This window comes from Streptomyces sp. NPDC053665 (genome assembly GCF_055585285.1).
This window is the reverse complement of the sequence record NZ_JBVJKK010000003.1, coordinates 573,365-589,154: the sequence shown is the minus strand read 5'-3', so window position 1 is coordinate 589,154 and position 15,790 is coordinate 573,365. Positions and strand designations below refer to the sequence as shown.

Here is a 15,790-nt window from a genome sequence, read left to right as displayed (position 1 = left end):
GTGCGGCTCGTGGCTCGGCTCAGCCGGGCAGGTGCCCCCGGGACGCGCCACCGCCCGTCGTCGCCGCCGGGAGCCGCCGCGGGGGAGCCGCCGCGGCGCCGAGCGCCTTCGGGTCGCGGGCCGCGCGCTCCGGGTGGCGGCGCCGGTAGTAGGGGTTGTCGGGGGCGAGCCGGCTGGAGACGCGGCCGTACATGCCGAACGTGGCGATGACCAGGCCCATGACGAAGCTGAAGATCACGTTGGTCATGCCGAAGTCGAGGATGTTGGCGGGCCGGTCCAGCACGAAGACGTGGGCGAAGCCGCTGAGGACGAACAGGGCTCCGACCGTCATGTTGAGGGTGGAGGCGAAGTTGCCCCCGATCACCGCTCCCGCGAGCAGCGCGAGACCGACCACGGTGGAGATGACGCTCAGCGCCACGTTGGTGGTCATGCCCGCGACGGTGTCGCCGGAGGTGTCGAAGGGGCTCAGGGCGTCGGCGAAGCCGAGGGCCGCGAACACCAGCAGCACCAGGCCGCAGAAGCCGGCGCCATAGCGGTAGACGGTCGCCAGGTGGTGGTCGACCGGGAGTTCGTCTCGTAGCTTCATGCCCCGGTTTCGGCGGTTGTGTCCCGCTCGGATGCGGTGCCCGGGGAGGCTCTCAGTCCGGGGTACGGCGCAGCCGGGCGAGTTCGGCGTTCATCTCGGCGAGGAAGCGGACGACCACGGCCAGTTCGTCGGGGCCGAACCGGCTCCGGGCCGCCTCGGTGCCGCGGGCCAGGGGCCGGAAGTAGTCCCGGGCCAGGCTGCGGGCCGCGTCGGCGTAGTGGAGGTGCACGACACGGCGGTCGCCGCCGTCCCGCACGCGCCGGACGTGCCCCGCCCGCTCCAGCCGGTCCAGGCAGGCGGTCACCGCCCCGGACGTGAGGTTCAGCTGCTTGCGCAGCCGGCCGGGCGTCATGGGCTCGCCGCTCGCCTCGGGATCGGCCTCCGCGTCCAGGATCGCGATCAGCGCCTGCATGTCGGTCAGGTGCAGGCCCTGCGCCTGGGCGAACTCCTGCGCGATGCGGTTGAACTCGCTGTTCATCCGGCGCAGCAGAACGGCGAAGGACTGCAACCCGATGGGGTCGTCCGCCGGAAGAGATGCCGTGGGCACGCCGGGACCGCTCATCCCCCCAGCCTAGTATCTCTCAATGATTGAGATACTTTATGAGTGAGTTATTTCGTCTACGGCTTGGGATGCGCATGACTACCGCACAGCGTTGGGCCCGACGGCTCGTACCGCTCGCCCTCCTGCTCGTCTGGCTGGGGGTGGGCGGGACGCTCGGCCCCTACGCGGGCAAGCTCGGCGAGGTGGCCACCAACGACCAGGCCGCCTTCCTCCCCCGCAGCGCCGAGTCCACCCGGGTGCTGGAGGCCCGCAAGGCGTTCGACCAGTCCGAGACGGTGCCGGCCATCGTGGTGTGGACGGCGGACGGGCAGCGCTTCACGGCGGACCGGCAGGCGCAGGCCACCCGGGCCGTCGCCGGGCTCGCCGGCGAGCCCGGCGTCGTCGGCCGCCCCTCCCCCGCCCTGCTCTCCGACGACCGGGAGGCGATGCAGGCCGTCGTCCAGCTGGAGCCCGATCTCGGCGACGAGTTGCCCACCACCCTCGACGCCGTACGGAAGGCGGCCGACGGCGTACCGGGCACCGAGGCGCGGATCGCCGGGCCCGCGGCGAGCCAGGCCGACCTGTCGGACGCGTTCGCCGGCATCGACGGACTGCTGCTCGGCGTGGCCCTGGGCGCCGTGCTGCTGATCCTGCTCCTGGTCTACCGCAGCGTCCTGCTGCCGTTCCTGATCATCCTCAGCTCGGTCTTCGCCCTGGGTCTGGCCTGCGCCGTGGTCTACGCCCTGGCGGAGCGGGACGTGGTCCGGGTCGACGGGCAGGTGCAGGGCATCCTGTCGATCCTGGTGATCGGCGCGGCCACGGACTACGCCCTGCTGCTCGCCGCGCGCTTCCGCGAGGAACTGGCCGTGCGCGGGGACCGGGTCGCCGCGGCCGTGACCGCGGTGCGCCGCTCGTCCGGCGCGATCACCGCCAGCGCCGCCACCGTGGCGCTGGGCCTGCTGACCCTGCTGGTCAGCGACCTCACCAACAACCGCGCCCTCGGCCCCGTCGGCGCCATCGGCATCGCCTGCTCCCTGCTGACCACGCTGACCTTCCTGCCCGCCGTGCTGGCCCTGCTGGGCCGCACCGCGTACTGGCCGTCCCGGCCGAAGCAGCCGCAGGACTCCGTGGAGGGCAGCGGGGTGTGGCGCCGGGTCGCGGCCCTCGTGTCCGCCCGGCCGCGCCGCACCTGGGCGGTGACGGCGCTGCTGCTGGCCGTGTGCGCGGCCTTCGCCCCGTCCCTGTCGTCCAAGGGCGTGCCCCTGGACGAGATCTTCGTCAACGACGCGCCCTCGGTCGCGGCGCAGCGCACCCTCGGCGAGCACTTCCCCGGCGGTTCCGGCAACCCGGCGATCGTCATCGCCGACGCCGGCCGGACCGAGGAGGTGACGGCCGCCGCCCGCTCCACCGAGGGCGTGGCCGGCGCCGGTGCCGTCTCCGCCTCCGGACGCCCCGGGTCCGGCAAGCCGCTGGTGGCCGACGGGCGGGTGCGCATCGACGTCACCCTGAAGGCCGCGGCCGACAGCGACGCCGCCAAGGAGACCGTCGAGCGGCTGCGCGAGAAGGTGCACGCCGTGCCCGGCGCCGGCGCCCTGGTCGGCGGCTACACGGCGCAGCAGTACGACACCCAGCAGACCGCCGCCCACGACCGGACGCTCATCGTGCCCGTCGTCCTCGCGGTGATCCTGCTGATCCTCATGGTGCTGCTGCGCTCGCTGCTCGTGCCGGTGCTGCTGGTCGCGACCGTCGGGCTGAACTTCCTGGCCACGCTGGGCGTCTCGGCGCTGGTCTTCCAGCATCTGCTGGGCTTCAGCGGCACGGACGCCTCCGTGCCGCTGTACGGCTTCGTGTTCCTGGTGGCGCTCGGCGTCGACTACAACATCTTCCTGATGTCCCGGGTGCGGGAGGAGGCCCTCGCGCACGGCAACCGCCAGGGCGTGCTGCGCGGGCTGACCACGACCGGCGGGGTGATCACCTCCGCCGGTGTGGTGCTGGCCGCGACGTTCGCCGCGCTCATGGTGATCCCGCTGGCGTTCCTGGTGCAGATCGCGTTCATCGTCGCCTTCGGCGTCCTGCTGGACACGCTCGTGGTGCGCTCGCTGCTGGTGCCCGCGCTGATGATCGACGTCGGGCCGAGGGCGTGGTGGCCGAGCGCCCTGGCCCGCGAGGAGGAGCCCGCGCCGCGGGAGAAGGCCGCCGCCGCTGCTCCGTCCGGCTGAACGGGCCGCGCCACGGGCCGGGTGCATCCGCGACGGGCGCCGGGCGGGAAAAGCTGCTGTCGGGACCGGCCGTGCCGCGGCGGCGCGGAGGCCCATCGGACGGAGGCGGGTATGACGACGGACGGGCAGCGGCCGCTGTGCCTGGTCACCGGGGCGTCCGGATACATCGGGGGGCGCCTGGTGCCCGAGCTGCTGGACGCCGGGTACCGCGTCCGGTGCCTGGCCCGCTCCCCCGGCAAGCTGCGCGACCACCCCTGGGCGGGCGACGCGGAGACCGTGCGCGGGGACGTCACCGACCCGGAGTCGGTCGCCGCCGCCATGCACGGCGTCGACATCGCCTACTACCTCGTGCACGCCCTCGGCTCCGGCCCGGAGTTCGAGGACACCGACCGGCAGGCCGCCCGCGTCTTCGCCGAGCAGGCGCGGGCGGCCGGTGTCCGGCGGATCGTCTACCTGGGAGGGCTCACCCCCTACGGCGTCCCCGAGCACGAGCTCTCCCCGCACCTGCGCTCCCGGGCCGAGGTCGGGCGGATCTTCCTGGAGGCCCCCGTGCCGGCGGCGGTGCTGCGGGCGGCCGTGGTCATCGGCTCCGGATCGGCGTCGTTCGAGATGCTGCGCTACCTCACCGAACGGCTGCCCGTCATGGTCACCCCCAGCTGGGTGCACACCCGCACCCAGCCCATCGCCGTACGGGACGTGCTGCGCTACCTCGTCGGGTCGGCGTCCCTCCCCGACGACGTCGACCGGGCCTTCGACATCGGCGGCCCGGACGTGCTGACCTACCGGCAGATGATGCTCAGCTACGCGGCCGTCGCCGGGCTGCGGCGGCGGCTCATCGTGCCGGTCCCGGTCCTCACCCCGCGCCTGTCCAGCCACTGGGTCGGGCTGGTCACGCCCGTGCCCGCCTCCCTCGCCCGGCCCCTGACGGAGTCCCTGCGGCACGAGGTCGTCTGCCGGGAGCACGACATCGCCCGCCACGTGCCGGACGGGCCGGGCCTGCCGCTGCCGTTCGACCAGGCCCTGTCCCTGGCGCTGCGCAAGGTCCGCGACGCGCAGGTGTCCACCCGCTGGTCCTCGGCGTCCGTGCCCGGCGCGCCCAGCGACCCGCTGCCCACCGACCCGGACTGGGCGGGCGGCAGCCTCTACCAGGACGAGCGGGAGCGGCCCGTCGACGCCTCCCCGGAGGCACTGTGGCGGGTCGTCGAGGGCATCGGGGGCGAGAACGGCTGGTACTCCTCCCCCCTGGCCTGGGCGGTACGGGGTTGGCTCGACCGGTTCGTCGGCGGGGTGGGACTGCGCCGGGGGCGGCGTGACACCCACCACCTGAGGGTCGGCGACTCCCTGGACTTCTGGCGGGTGGAGGAGATCGAGCCGGGCCGTCTGCTGCGGTTGCGGGCCGAGATGCGCCTGCCCGGGCTCGCCTGGCTGGAGATGTACACCGAGACCGACGAGCAGGGCCGCACCCGCTACCGCCAGCGCGCCCTGTTCCACCCGCGCGGCCTGCTGGGCCACGCCTACTGGTGGAGCGTCGCCCCCTTCCACGCCGTGGTGTTCGGCGGGATGGCGCGCAACATCGCCCGGGCCGCGGCCGGGGAGGCCGGCACCGGCCGCGGCGCCCGCGCCCGGCGCATCCGCCGGAACCGCTCCTCGGGAAGCACGGGGCAGCCCCGTACGGAACCGCGCCACCGCACCAGGAGTGACACATGACCGTCGCGGTCGTCCTGTTCACCTCGGACCTGCGCCTGCACGACCACCCGCCCCTGCACGCGGCGCTGCGCGCGGCGGACGAGGTGGTACCGCTGTTCGTGCGCGACCCCGCGGTCCACGCGGCGGGTTTCGACGTGCCGAACCGGGCCGCCTTCCTCGCCGACTGCCTGGCCGACCTGGACGCCGCCCTGCGCGAGCGCGGCGGCCGCCTCGTGGTGCGCTCGGGCCCGGTCGCCCGGGAGGTGCGCGCGGTCGCCGCCGCCTGCGGTGCCGCGGAGGTGCACCTGGCCGCCGGCATCACCGGGTTCGCCCAGCGGCGCGAGGAGCGGCTGCGCGAGGCACTCGCGGCGGACGGCGTCGCGCTGCACGTGCACGACGACGTCATCACCGCCCTCGCCCCCGGACGGGTCACGCCCAGCGGCTCCGACCACTTCGCCGTGTTCACGCCCTACTACCGCCGCTGGTCCCGGGAGCGGCTGCGCGAGCCCCTGCCCGCGCCGGACGCGGTCCGCGTGCCCGCCGCGGCCACCGGCGAGGAACCGCCGTCCCGCCCGCGGGAGGCGGACGTGGCGCCGGGCCTGCCGGCCGGTGGCGAGACGGCGGGCCGCGAGCGGTTCGCCGACTGGGCGCGCGGCGACCTCGCCCGGTACGCCGACCGGCACGACGACCTGGCCGGTGACGCCACGTCACGGCTCTCCCCGTACCTGCACTTCGGGGCGCTGTCACCGGCCGAACTCGTCCACCGGACCCGGGCACAAGGCGGCGCCGGCGCCGAGGCGTTCGTGCGGCAGCTGTGCTGGCGCGACTTCCACCACCAGCTCCTCGCGGTCCGGCCCGAGGCGTCCCGGCAGGACTACCGCAGCCGCGGCGACCGGTGGCGCGACGAGGACGAGGCGGCCGGGGACATCGCCGCCTGGCGGGAGGGCCGCACGGGCTATCCGATGGTGGACGCGGGCATGCGCCAGCTGCGCCACGAGGGCTGGATGCACAACCGGGCGCGGCTGCTGACGGCGAGTTTCCTGACCAAGACGCTGTACGTCGACTGGCGCGTCGGGGCCCGGCACTTCCTGCGGCACCTGGTCGACGGCGACATCGTCAACAACCAGATGAACTGGCAGTGGGTCGCCGGCACCGGCACCGACTCGCGCCCCCACCGCGTGCTCAACCCCGTGGCACAGGGCAGGCGTTACGACCCGGACGGCGCCTACGTACGGCGCTGGGTGCCCGAGCTGGCCGACGTCGGGAGTGGCGCGGTGCACGAACCCTGGCGGCTCCTGGACGACCGGCGCGCCGCGCTGCGTTACCCCGAACCGGTCATCGGCCTCGGTGAGGGTCTGGCCCGTTTCCGCCAGGCGCGCGGTCGCTCATGAGGATCCGGGTACTCAGGAGCTGGCCGCGCGCGGACGGGCGGCCACGCCGCGTCGGTGCGCATCCGGATCACCACTCCCGGCGGAAGCACTGATGTGCGAATGACCGGATGCGAGAAGGGGTTGCGCATGCTTGGACCGCGGCCGACAGCGGCCGGACCGGGGGCACCGGACGACGCCCCGCTCACCGCCCCCGGGGCCACCCGGGCCGTGGAGGCCGTCCTCGGGCGGGTGCTCGAGGCGCGGCTGCGCCAGGCCCGGCAGGCCGACACGGTGGCCGCCCGCGATCTGGCCGAGCGCGTCGCCGCGTTCGCCCTGCGCGGCGGCAAGCGGCTGCGTACGGCGTTCGTGTGGTGCGGCTGGCGGGCCGCGGGCGGGTCCGGCGACACCGGGCCCGTCCTGCGGACCGGGGCCGCCCTGGAACTGCTCCAGGCGTGCGCCCTCATCCACGACGACGTGATGGACGGCTCGCCGCTGCGCCGGGGCGCGCCTGCCCTGCACGTGGACTTCGCCCGCGGGCACCGGGCCGCGCGGATGTCCGGCTCCGCCGAGGCGTTCGGCTCGTCGGCGGCCGTGCTGGCCGGCGACCTGGCGCTGGCCTGGGCGGACGACCTGCTGACGGAGACGGCGCTCGCCTCGCCGCACGGCGCCCGGCTGCACGCCGAGTGGCGGGCCATGCGCACCGAGATGGTCGCCGGCCAGTACCGCGACCTGAAGGCCCAGGCGAACGGCTCCTCCAGCGGCGAGGAGGCCCTGACCATCGCCGAGTTGAAGAGCGCCCTGTACACGGTCGCGCGGCCGCTGGCGCTGGGTGCCTCGCTGGCGGGAGCCGACCCGCGCACGATGGACGCCCTGCGGGCCGCCGGCCGGAGCGCGGGGCTGGCCTTCCAGCTGCGCGACGACCTCCTCGGCGCGTTCGGCGACCCGCTGCTGACCGGGAAGCCCGCCGACGACGACCTGCGCTCGCGCAAGCTCACCCATCTGCTGGCCACGGCCGTACGGCTCGCCGGGACCACCGGTGACCGCGAGGCCTCCGCCGTGCTCGCCGCGGGCCCGGGCGGGCGGCCGCAGCAGACCGTGGAGCGCATGCGGGCGGCGCTGGAACGGACCGGTGCGCGGGCCGAGGTGGAGGCGAGGATCGCCGAACTGGCGGCCGCCGGCCTGCGGCACTTCGAGGCCACCGGGGCCGGCCCGGAGGTGCGGCGGGAGTTCTCCGCCCTGGTCGAGCGGGCCGCGGGCGTCGCCCCGCGCCCCGCGGAGGAGCTGGTATGAGGACCGTTCCGGGTCCGACCGACCACGTCGTCGTCGTGGGCGCCGGGCTGTCCGGCCTGGCCTGCGCGCTGCACCTGCTGGGCGCGGGCCGCCGGGTCACGCTCGTCGAACGGGACCCAGGGCCCGGCGGCCGGGCCGGCCGGGTACGGCTCGGCGGCTACCAGGTGGACACCGGCCCCACCGTGCTGACCATGCCGGACCTGGCCGACGAGGCGTTCGCCGCGGTCGGCGACAGCCTGTACCGCCGCGTCGAGCTGACGCCGCTGCACCCCGCCTACCGGGCCCGCTTCGCCGACGGCAGCGCGCTGGACGTGCACACCGACGGCGAGGCCATGGAGGCGGAGGTGCGGCGCTTCGCGGGGCCCGCCGAGGCCGCGGGCTACCGCAGCCTGCGCACGTGGCTGGAGCGGTTGTACCGGGCGCAGATGCGCCGCTTCATCGACACCAACTTCGACTCGCCGTTGCAGCTGGCGCACCCCGACCTGGCCCGCCTGGCGGCCCTCGGCGGCTTCGGCCGACTGGACGCCCGCATCGGCCGCTTCCTCGGCGACCCGCGGCTGCGGCGGGTGTTCTCCTTCCAGGCGCTGTACGCCGGGGTCGCCCCGGCCCGGGCGCTCGCGGCCTACGCGGTGATCGCCTACATGGACACCGTGGCCGGTGTCTGGTTCCCCAAGGGCGGTATGCACGCCCTGCCCCGCGCGATGGCCGACGCGGCGGCGGACGCCGGTGCCGAGCTGCGCTGGTCGGCGGAGGTCAGCGCCCTGGAGCGGGTGTCCGGGCGGGTGCGGGCCGTCCGCCTCGCCTCGGGCGAGCGCATCCCGTGCGACGCGGTGGTGCTGACCTGCGAACTGCCCACCGCCCACCGCCTGCTGGGCCGGACACCCCGGCGCCCGGTGCCGCTGCGGCACTCCCCCTCGGCGGTGATCCTGCACGCCGGCACGGACCGCACCTGGCCCGGGCTCGCCCACCACACCCTGTCGTTCGGCGCCGCCTGGGAGCGCACGTTCGACGAACTGACCCGCACCGGGACGCTGATGAGCGACCCGTCCCTGCTGATCACCCGCCCGACCGCGCACGACCCGTCCCTCGCGCCGCCGAGCCGCCACCTGCACTACGTGCTGGCGCCCTGCCCCAACACCGACGTCGGGCCCTCAGCCGCCGCCTGGCGGGACCTCGGCCCGCGCTACCGCGACAGCCTCGTCGCCGAGCTGGAACGGCGCGGCCTGGACGGGTTCGCGGGCAGCGTCCAGGAGGAGATGCTGGTGACGCCGCTGGACTGGGCGGCCCAGGGCCATGCTGCGGGCAGCCCCTTCTCCGTGTCCCACACCTTCGCCCAGACCGGGCCGTTCCGGCCCCGCAACCTGGTGCGCGGCGTGGACAACGTGGTGCTCGCGGGCTGCGGCACCACCCCGGGCGTCGGCGTGCCGACCGTGCTCATCAGCGGCAAACTCGCCGCCGCGCGCGTCACCGGCGGCGCCGTCCGCCGTTCCCCGGGGCCCCGGCCCCGGCCCCGCCCCGCCGCGGCGGATCTCCCGTCCACCCCGACCGGAGCAGGAGCCCATGACCCGTCGTGAACTGGACGCCGCCGGGATCACCGACCCCGGCCTGCGCGCCGACTACACCCGGTGCCGGGAGCTCAACGCCCACCACGGACGCACCTACTTCCTGGCCACGCGCCTGCTCCCGCTGGAGCGCCGCTCGGCCGTGCACGCCCTGTACGGCTTCGCCCGCTGGGCCGACGACATCGTCGACGACCTGGACCGCGGCCTCGGACCCGAGGAGCGCGACCTGGCGCTGAAGCGGCTGGAGGGCGACCTCGCGCAGGCGCTGCGCACCGGCGGCGGCGACGAGCCCGTGGTGCGGGCGGTGTCCGACACCGCCGAGCGGTACGGCATCGAGGTGGCGCTGTTCGAGGACTTCCTCGCCTCGATGCGCGCGGACCTGACCGTCACCGACTACCCGACCTACGCCGACCTGCGGGCCTACATGCACGGCTCGGCCGCGGTGATCGGCCTGCAGATGCTGCCCGTGCTCGGCACGGTCGGGCCGCGTGAGGAGGCCGCACCGCACGCGGCCGCGCTGGGCGTGGCGTTCCAGCTGACCAACTTCCTGCGGGACGTGGGCGAGGACCTGGACCGCGGCCGGGTGTACCTGCCGGCGGACCTGCTGGCCGCGCACGGCGTGGACCGGCCGCTGCTGGAGTGGAGCCGGCGCACCGGCCGTCAGGACGCGCGCATCCGGGCGGCGTTCGTGGCGGCCGAGGCGCTGACCCGGGACGTGTACCGGCAGGCGGAGCCGGGCATCGCGATGCTCGACCCCCGGGTACGCCCCTGCATCCGGGCGGCGTTCACGCTGTACGGCGGCATCCTCGACGCGATCGCCCGGCAGGAGTACACCGTGCTGCACCGCCGTGCCGTCGTCTCCCGCCCCCGGCGGGCGGCGACCGCGGCGGCCGGGATCGTGCGCGTGGCCGGTGCGCGCCGGCGCGCCCGCTCGGCGCGTGCGGCGACGGGGACCGCAGGACGGGAACGGAAGGAGCCGGGCCATGGGTGACCGGACGGACAGGGCAGGCTGGACCTCGCCGTTGCGGCGGCGCAGCGGGCCGGCGTGGGCGGAACAGACCCCGACCTGGCGGGCAGCGAGGCCCGGCCTGATCGCCGACGCGCTCAAGCGCGCCGGGGCGCGGCCCTCCGGCAACTGGTTCGTGGCCGGCGCCTCCCGGGACGTGCGCCCTGGGGGCGGCCCCCGCGGCCGGACGATCGGCGGTGTCGAGGTCGTGCTGTGGCGCTCGGACTCCGGTGAGCTGCGCGCGGGCCCGGGCGCCTGCCCGCACCTGGGCGCTCCGCTCAAGGACAGCCGGGTGGTGTGCGGGACGCTGGTGTGCCACTGGCACGGGCTCGCCCTGGACGGGTCCCCGACCGCCGGCTGGCAGCCGTTCCCGGTCCACGACGACGGGGTGCTGGTGTGGGTGCGGCTGGACGCGCTCGGCGGGGAGGAGCCGTCCGAGCGGCCCGTGGTCCCGCCGCGCCCCGCGGCCGGCACGGGCGTGGACTCCGTGTACACCGGGGTCGGGCGCTGCGAACCGCAGGACGTCGTCGCCAACCGGCTCGACCCGTGGCACGGCTCCTGGTTCCACCCGTACTCCTTCGTCGACCTGGAGGTCGTCCGGGAACCGGAGGGCGAGGAGGACGACGCCTTCGTCGTCGACGTGTCCTTCCGGGTGGCGGGGCGTCTGGTGGTGCCCGTGCGCGCCGAGTTCACGGCGCCCGAGCCGCGCACGGTCGTCATGCGGATCACCGACGGCGAGGGCGCCTCGTCCGTGGTGGAGACCCACGCGACGCCGCTGTCCCGGCCCGGCGCCGAGCGGCCGCGCACGGCGGTGGTGGAGGCGGTGATCGCCACCTCCGAGCGGCGCGGCTTCGCCCTCGCCCGGGCCGCCGCCCCGGCCCTGCGCCCCTTGATGCGGCACACGGCGGGACGGCTGTGGCGGGACGACCTGGCCTACGCGGAGAGGCGCTGGGAACTCCGCAGCACGGGCCGCTTCCCGGGCTGACGCCCGGGGCCCCGCCCGACCCGCCGGGCGGGGGCCCGCCGGACGGACCCGAGCAGCGCCCCCGGCCACCGAACGACACCGCCGGCCAGACCGACCGACGCTCGGGCCTGACAAGGCCCGGCCGGGCAGGCCCCCGTCGACGCACCCGGTCGATACGGCACCGCCGCACAGGCCCGGGCAGCGCATCGGCCGGAGCCGCACCGCCGGGCAGGGCCGAGCGGTGCTCGGGGCTGACAAGGCCGGGCCGGACGGACCGAAGGGGCGCCCCGGGCGGAAACGGCACGGCGCACAAACCCCGAGCGGCCTCCGGCCTGGTATGACACCGCCGGGTGGCCCGACCAGCTCGCCGGGCTGACAAAGCCCCGCCGGGTGACCCGAGCGGCGCTCCGGCTCATAAGGCACGCCCGGGCAGGCCCGACCGGTGCCCTGGCCCAAACGGCACCGGCGCACAGCCCTGGGCAGCGCAGCAGCCGATACGGCACCGCCGGACGGACCGAAGCGGCGCCCCCGGCCAACCCGCCGGTGCACAGGCCCGAGCGGCCCACGGGCCGACAAGACCCCGCCGGGTGACCCGAGCGGCGCTCCGGGTCATGGGGCCTCGGGCAAGCCCGACCGGCGCCCCCGGCTCAAACGGCGCCGCCGCACAGCCCCGAGCAGCGCACCAGCCGTAACGGCATCGCCGGGCGGGCCCGGGCGACTCGACCGGGGCCCGGGCCCGCCCGGCTGCCCGAGCCGACCCCGGGGCCCGTGCCCGTCGGGCGACCCGGAGCCCGTCCGGCGACCCGGAGCCCCTCAGGTGGCCCGGGGGCCGTTCGGCGGCCCGGGGGCCTGTGGACTGGCCGGGCGCGTCGGCTCAGGGGTGTCGTCCCGCCAGGGTGCCGAGGGCGCGTAGCGCCGGGGAGCGGCCCGCGCGGGGGACGGTCCAGAGCACCTGGCCGCGTACGCCCCACCGGGCGAGCAGCGCGTTGGACGCCAGGAAGCCGGTGGTGGCGGCGCGTTCCATGAGCGCCACGGGCAGGTCGCAGCGCAGGCCGTCGCCGGCCAGTGTCAGCCACGGGTGAGGGGTGGTCACCGTGGGACGGCGGTGGTGGGTGCCGGCGGTGAAGAGCGGGCAGTCGGCACGCCACTCGTGCCGTGCGTCGACGACCCGCGCCCGCCTCGTCTCGGGGTACACCCGCCGCAGCTGCGCGAGCAGTTCGTCCTGCACCTTGTCCCGGTCCGCGTCCTCGGGGACGGCGTAGGCGTGCAGTTCCACGACCGAGCCGCCGGTGCGCGCCGCCCAGCGGGCGGCCTCGCCCTCGTAGCGTTCCAGGACGCTGATGTTGTCCAGGCCCTCGTAGCCGCTGGTGCCGAGGAAACCGGGGCGGTCGGCCCGCACGGGGCGGTCCAGCCAGAGCCGGGAGACGAGGAACGGCGGTGCGGTGCGCAGCGCGTCGATGTCCTCGCGCCAGGCGCCGGTGCCGAGGCCGGGCGAGGCCGCGACGGTGTGCCGCAGTCCCTCGGTGTCCAGGGCGAGCACCACCGCGTCGTACCGGGCGGTGCCGGTGCCGGTGCGTACCCGGGCCCCGCCGTCGTCGAGGGGGTCGATGCCGTGGACGGCCGTGCCGGTGCGGATGTCGGCGCCCAGCCGCCGCAGGTAGTCGCCGAGCGGCTCCCACAGGGCCTGGGGGAAGGGCTCGTCGGGCACGTCGAACAGCAGCCCCTCGGACGAACCGAGGAAGTAGATGTGGAACATCAGCATCAGCTCGGCGGCGGACAGTTCCCGCGGATCGGCGAAGAAGCTGCGCGAGAACACCTCGAAGGCCAGGTGGTGCGCGGCCTCGGGGAAGCGCACGCCGCGCAGGAACCCGGTCGCGCTGACGTGGTCGAACCGCTCGTACACCTGCGGCACGCGGACGTCCAGCAGCGGCAGCGCCGCGCGGGCGTCCATGGAGGTCAGGTCGCGCCAGCCGAAGGTGGGGCTGAGGGCGACGAAGCCGAGGGCGCTGAGCGGCGGGGTGCGCGGGACGCGGGCGAAGCTGTCGGTCAGTCCGCCGCTGTGCCGCAGGGGGTAGTCGGGCAGCGGGGTGAGCCGGTCGAGGCCGGGGTCGGTCCGGCGCAGCAGGCCGCGCAGGTTGTAGTACTGGCGGAAGAACGCGTGGAAGCCGCGGCTCATGGTCACCTCGGAGCCGTCGGCGAGCCGGGTGCGCCGCCCGGCGAGGCGGCCGCCGAGGGACTCCTCCCGTTCGTAGAGGGTGACCCGGGCGCCGCGCTCGGCCAGTCCGGTGGCGGCGGCGAGGCCGGCGATGCCGCCGCCCACCACGGCGACGGACGGCGCGTCCCCCGGCCCGAACCGGTCCCGGCCGGGGGCGGGCATCAGCACCTCGGCCTTGCGGTCCCGGCCGCGGCGGGCGGAGTGTCCGGCCCGGCCGCCGCTCATCGGGCGGCCGCCGCTCATCGGGCGGCCTCCGCTGCCGGGGCGGCCTCCGCGGCCGGGGTCGCCTCCGCGGCCGGGGCGGAGCCGTTGCGGGCGACGAAGGTGTGGGTGATGCCGGTCTGCCATCCGGCCAGCGGCAGCGCGCGGGCGTCCGCGAACCCGGCGCGGGCCAGCCGGCCGGTGAAGGCGGGGGCGGTGTCGAAGGCGAGGACGCTGTGCCACAGGTGCCGGTACAGGGCCCGGTCGCCGGTGAGGGTGCCCGCCGGGATGACGACCCCCTGGCAGACGGCCGTCCACAGCGCCCGGTGCGCGGGTGAGCCGCCGAGGCTGTACTCGTGCACGGCCAGTCGCCCGCCCGGCTTCAGCCGGGTCCGCACCGAGCGCAGCACAGCGTCCGGATCGGAGACGTTGCGGAACAGGTAGGCGGCGAACACCGCGTCGAACGGGCCCTCGTCGGCCGTCGTCAGTTCCTCGGCGCTCAGGTGCAGGAAACGCACCCGGTCGGGCCACGGCTTGGCCAGCGCCCGGCGGAGCATGCCGCCGGAGGCGTCCACGGCGGTGATCCGGGCCCGGGGCGCGGCCCGCAGCAGGGCCCGGGTGGAGGCGCCGGTGCCGCATCCGAGGTCGAGCACGTGCAGTCCGGCCCCGTCGTCGGGCAGCCGGAGCCGGCGCGCCGAGCGGAGCAGGTCGGTGCGGTAACCGGGGTTGAGGGCCGTGAGCCGGTCGTAGGTGCGGGACGCGTGGTCGAAGGCGCGTGCCAGGTCGTGGTCGCGCAGCAGGGTCATCGGTGGCTCTCTCCGGTTCCTGGGAGGGGGTGGGTTCTGCGGGGCAGGAAGGGCACCTCGAGCGCGGTGCGCAGCATCGGTCCCACCGGGGTGCGCAGGCCGATGCCCCACTCCTCCCGGAGCGAGGTCGCGCCGTCGAGGAAGCGCAGCAGGCGGTGTGCGGGCGTACGGCGGAACAGGCCGGTGAAGAAGGCGGGGCCGTCGACGCGGCCGGTGTCCAGGGCCCGCAGCAGCACCGCGTCCATGGCGAGGGCTCGCCGCCCGTGCGGCGGGGGCACGGTGCCGCGGCCCTCGCGCAGGGCGGTGGCGACGGCCCGGCTGTGCCGCTGGACGGCGGCGAAGGTGTAGCCGGTGGCGGGGCGCGTGGCGCCGCCGGCCGTGCCGATGCGGAACACGGAGCGGCCGGCGCGGCGCGGGAAGCGCCCGTCGGTCATGGGGATGACGCCCTGCTCGGCCGACTCGACGTCGAACGCGCCCAGCTTCAGCACGTCGCGGGCGTAGTGGCCGAGTGCGGCCTCGTACGCCGCGGTGGTCAGCGGGGAGCGGGAGAACTCGGTGTACTCCACGAGCGCCCGGTCCGGCGCCAGCGGGAGGACGTAGCCGAAGGCGAGCCCGTGCCGGGGCTGCGGCACCCGGAAGTCCATGAGGTCGGCGACCGCGGGGTCGAACCGGGCCCGGCCCGTCCGCACGAACCACCCGCGGAAGTGCTGGAGCAGCTGCGTGCGGGCCGGGGGCAGCCCCGGCGGCGGGCGGGAGTCGAACACGTACCGGGCGCGCAGCGTCAGGGCCCGCCCGTCGGGTGCCGTGCACCGGACCTCCGCGCCCCCGGGGACGTCCCGCACGGTCTGTGCCGTCGCCCGCAGCAGGCGCCCGCCGGGGTCCCGCTCCAGACGCGCGTGCACGAGCCGCTCGAACGCCGAGGAGCGCACCATGCGGTAGGTCGCCGGGGCCGGGTCGACGGTGAGGGCGGTGCCGTCGCGGCCGTGCACCCGCAGCAGGGACCAGTCGGCCGTCACCGCCGCGCCGAGCCCGTCGTCGCCTTCGTCGTCACCGTCGCCGTCGCCGTCGTCCCAGTAGCACCAGGTCCGTTCGGCCGGGCGCGTGGGACCGTCCGGGGGCTCCACGACGGTGACGGTGGCCGTGCCGGTCCCGAGCAGCCGGTGGGCCAGGCTCAGCCCGGCTGCCCCGCCCCCGACGATCACGACGTCCGGCCCGCCGGACACGTCCGCGACGGCGCCGGCGGCCGCCTGCCCGCGCGCACCGCTCATCCGCACACCCGCTCCCACCGCCCGGCCGAGGCCGCCATCCGATCCTCCGTCACTTCCCCGTCCGGGCGGCTCCCGG

The 15,790-nt window shown here is 76.2% G+C and carries 12 protein-coding genes; 7 read left to right on the top strand and 5 right to left on the bottom strand.

The window, feature by feature from the left end:
- Nucleotides 1-19 precede the first annotated feature (19 nt).
- A complete protein-coding gene (locus tag ACZ6ZN_RS15665) occupies nucleotides 20-586 on the bottom strand; it encodes a DUF4383 domain-containing protein (protein WP_398106737.1) in 567 nt (188 codons plus the stop codon).
- A gap of 52 nt (nucleotides 587-638) precedes the next feature.
- Complete coding sequence (locus ACZ6ZN_RS15660; protein WP_451877707.1) at nucleotides 639-1,148, bottom strand: MarR family winged helix-turn-helix transcriptional regulator; 510 nt, start codon at nucleotides 1,146-1,148, stop codon at nucleotides 639-641.
- Nucleotides 1,149-1,222: 74 nt separating this feature from the next.
- Between ACZ6ZN_RS15660 and ACZ6ZN_RS15655 the strand changes: the two genes are divergently transcribed.
- The 7 genes from ACZ6ZN_RS15655 (at nucleotide 1,223) to ACZ6ZN_RS15625 (ending at nucleotide 11,245) form a co-directional block, all read left to right on the top strand.
- Nucleotides 1,223-3,346, top strand: a complete 2,124-nt coding sequence (locus ACZ6ZN_RS15655; RefSeq protein WP_469646517.1) for an MMPL family transporter — start codon at nucleotides 1,223-1,225, stop codon at nucleotides 3,344-3,346.
- A 111-nt stretch (nucleotides 3,347-3,457) separates the two neighbouring features.
- A complete protein-coding gene (locus ACZ6ZN_RS15650; RefSeq protein ID WP_469646515.1) occupies nucleotides 3,458-5,053 on the top strand; it encodes an SDR family oxidoreductase in 1,596 nt (531 codons plus the stop codon).
- On the top strand, nucleotides 5,050-6,423 hold the full coding sequence (locus tag ACZ6ZN_RS15645) for a cryptochrome/photolyase family protein (protein ID WP_469646512.1): 1,374 nt from the start codon (nucleotides 5,050-5,052) through the stop codon (nucleotides 6,421-6,423). The genes ACZ6ZN_RS15650 and ACZ6ZN_RS15645 overlap by 4 nt, the downstream gene beginning before the upstream one ends.
- Before the next feature lie 126 nt (nucleotides 6,424-6,549).
- Nucleotides 6,550-7,692 carry a polyprenyl synthetase family protein gene (locus tag ACZ6ZN_RS15640; RefSeq protein WP_469646509.1) on the top strand — a complete coding sequence of 381 codons (1,143 nt, stop codon included), beginning with the start codon at nucleotides 6,550-6,552 and terminating at the stop codon, nucleotides 7,690-7,692.
- Complete coding sequence (gene crtI, locus ACZ6ZN_RS15635) at nucleotides 7,689-9,266, top strand: phytoene desaturase family protein (RefSeq protein WP_451877712.1); 1,578 nt, start codon at nucleotides 7,689-7,691, stop codon at nucleotides 9,264-9,266. The genes ACZ6ZN_RS15640 and crtI overlap by 4 nt, the downstream gene beginning before the upstream one ends.
- On the top strand, nucleotides 9,253-10,245 hold the full coding sequence (locus ACZ6ZN_RS15630; RefSeq protein ID WP_469646505.1) for a phytoene/squalene synthase family protein: 993 nt from the start codon (nucleotides 9,253-9,255) through the stop codon (nucleotides 10,243-10,245). The genes crtI and ACZ6ZN_RS15630 overlap by 14 nt, the downstream gene beginning before the upstream one ends.
- On the top strand, nucleotides 10,238-11,245 hold the full coding sequence (locus ACZ6ZN_RS15625) for a DUF5914 domain-containing protein (RefSeq protein WP_451877714.1): 1,008 nt from the start codon (nucleotides 10,238-10,240) through the stop codon (nucleotides 11,243-11,245). The genes ACZ6ZN_RS15630 and ACZ6ZN_RS15625 overlap by 8 nt, the downstream gene beginning before the upstream one ends.
- 853 nt (nucleotides 11,246-12,098) lie before the next feature.
- Here ACZ6ZN_RS15625 and ACZ6ZN_RS15620 read toward each other — a convergent pair.
- Genes ACZ6ZN_RS15620 through ACZ6ZN_RS15610 form a run of 3 tightly spaced genes read right to left on the bottom strand, consistent with a single transcriptional unit; the run spans nucleotide 12,099 to nucleotide 15,714 of the window.
- On the bottom strand, nucleotides 12,099-13,682 hold the full coding sequence (locus ACZ6ZN_RS15620; protein ID WP_469646502.1) for an FAD-dependent oxidoreductase: 1,584 nt from the start codon (nucleotides 13,680-13,682) through the stop codon (nucleotides 12,099-12,101).
- Nucleotides 13,679-14,446 (bottom strand): class I SAM-dependent methyltransferase, encoded by a 768-nt coding sequence (locus ACZ6ZN_RS15615; protein ID WP_469646494.1) that lies wholly within the window; start codon nucleotides 14,444-14,446, stop codon nucleotides 13,679-13,681. Before ACZ6ZN_RS15615 ends, ACZ6ZN_RS15620 begins: the two co-directional genes overlap by 4 nt.
- Entirely contained in the window at nucleotides 14,443-15,714 is a 1,272-nt protein-coding gene (locus tag ACZ6ZN_RS15610; RefSeq protein ID WP_469646491.1) for a lycopene cyclase family protein, read from the bottom strand. The genes ACZ6ZN_RS15615 and ACZ6ZN_RS15610 overlap by 4 nt, the downstream gene beginning before the upstream one ends.
- Nucleotides 15,715-15,790 lie beyond the last annotated feature (76 nt).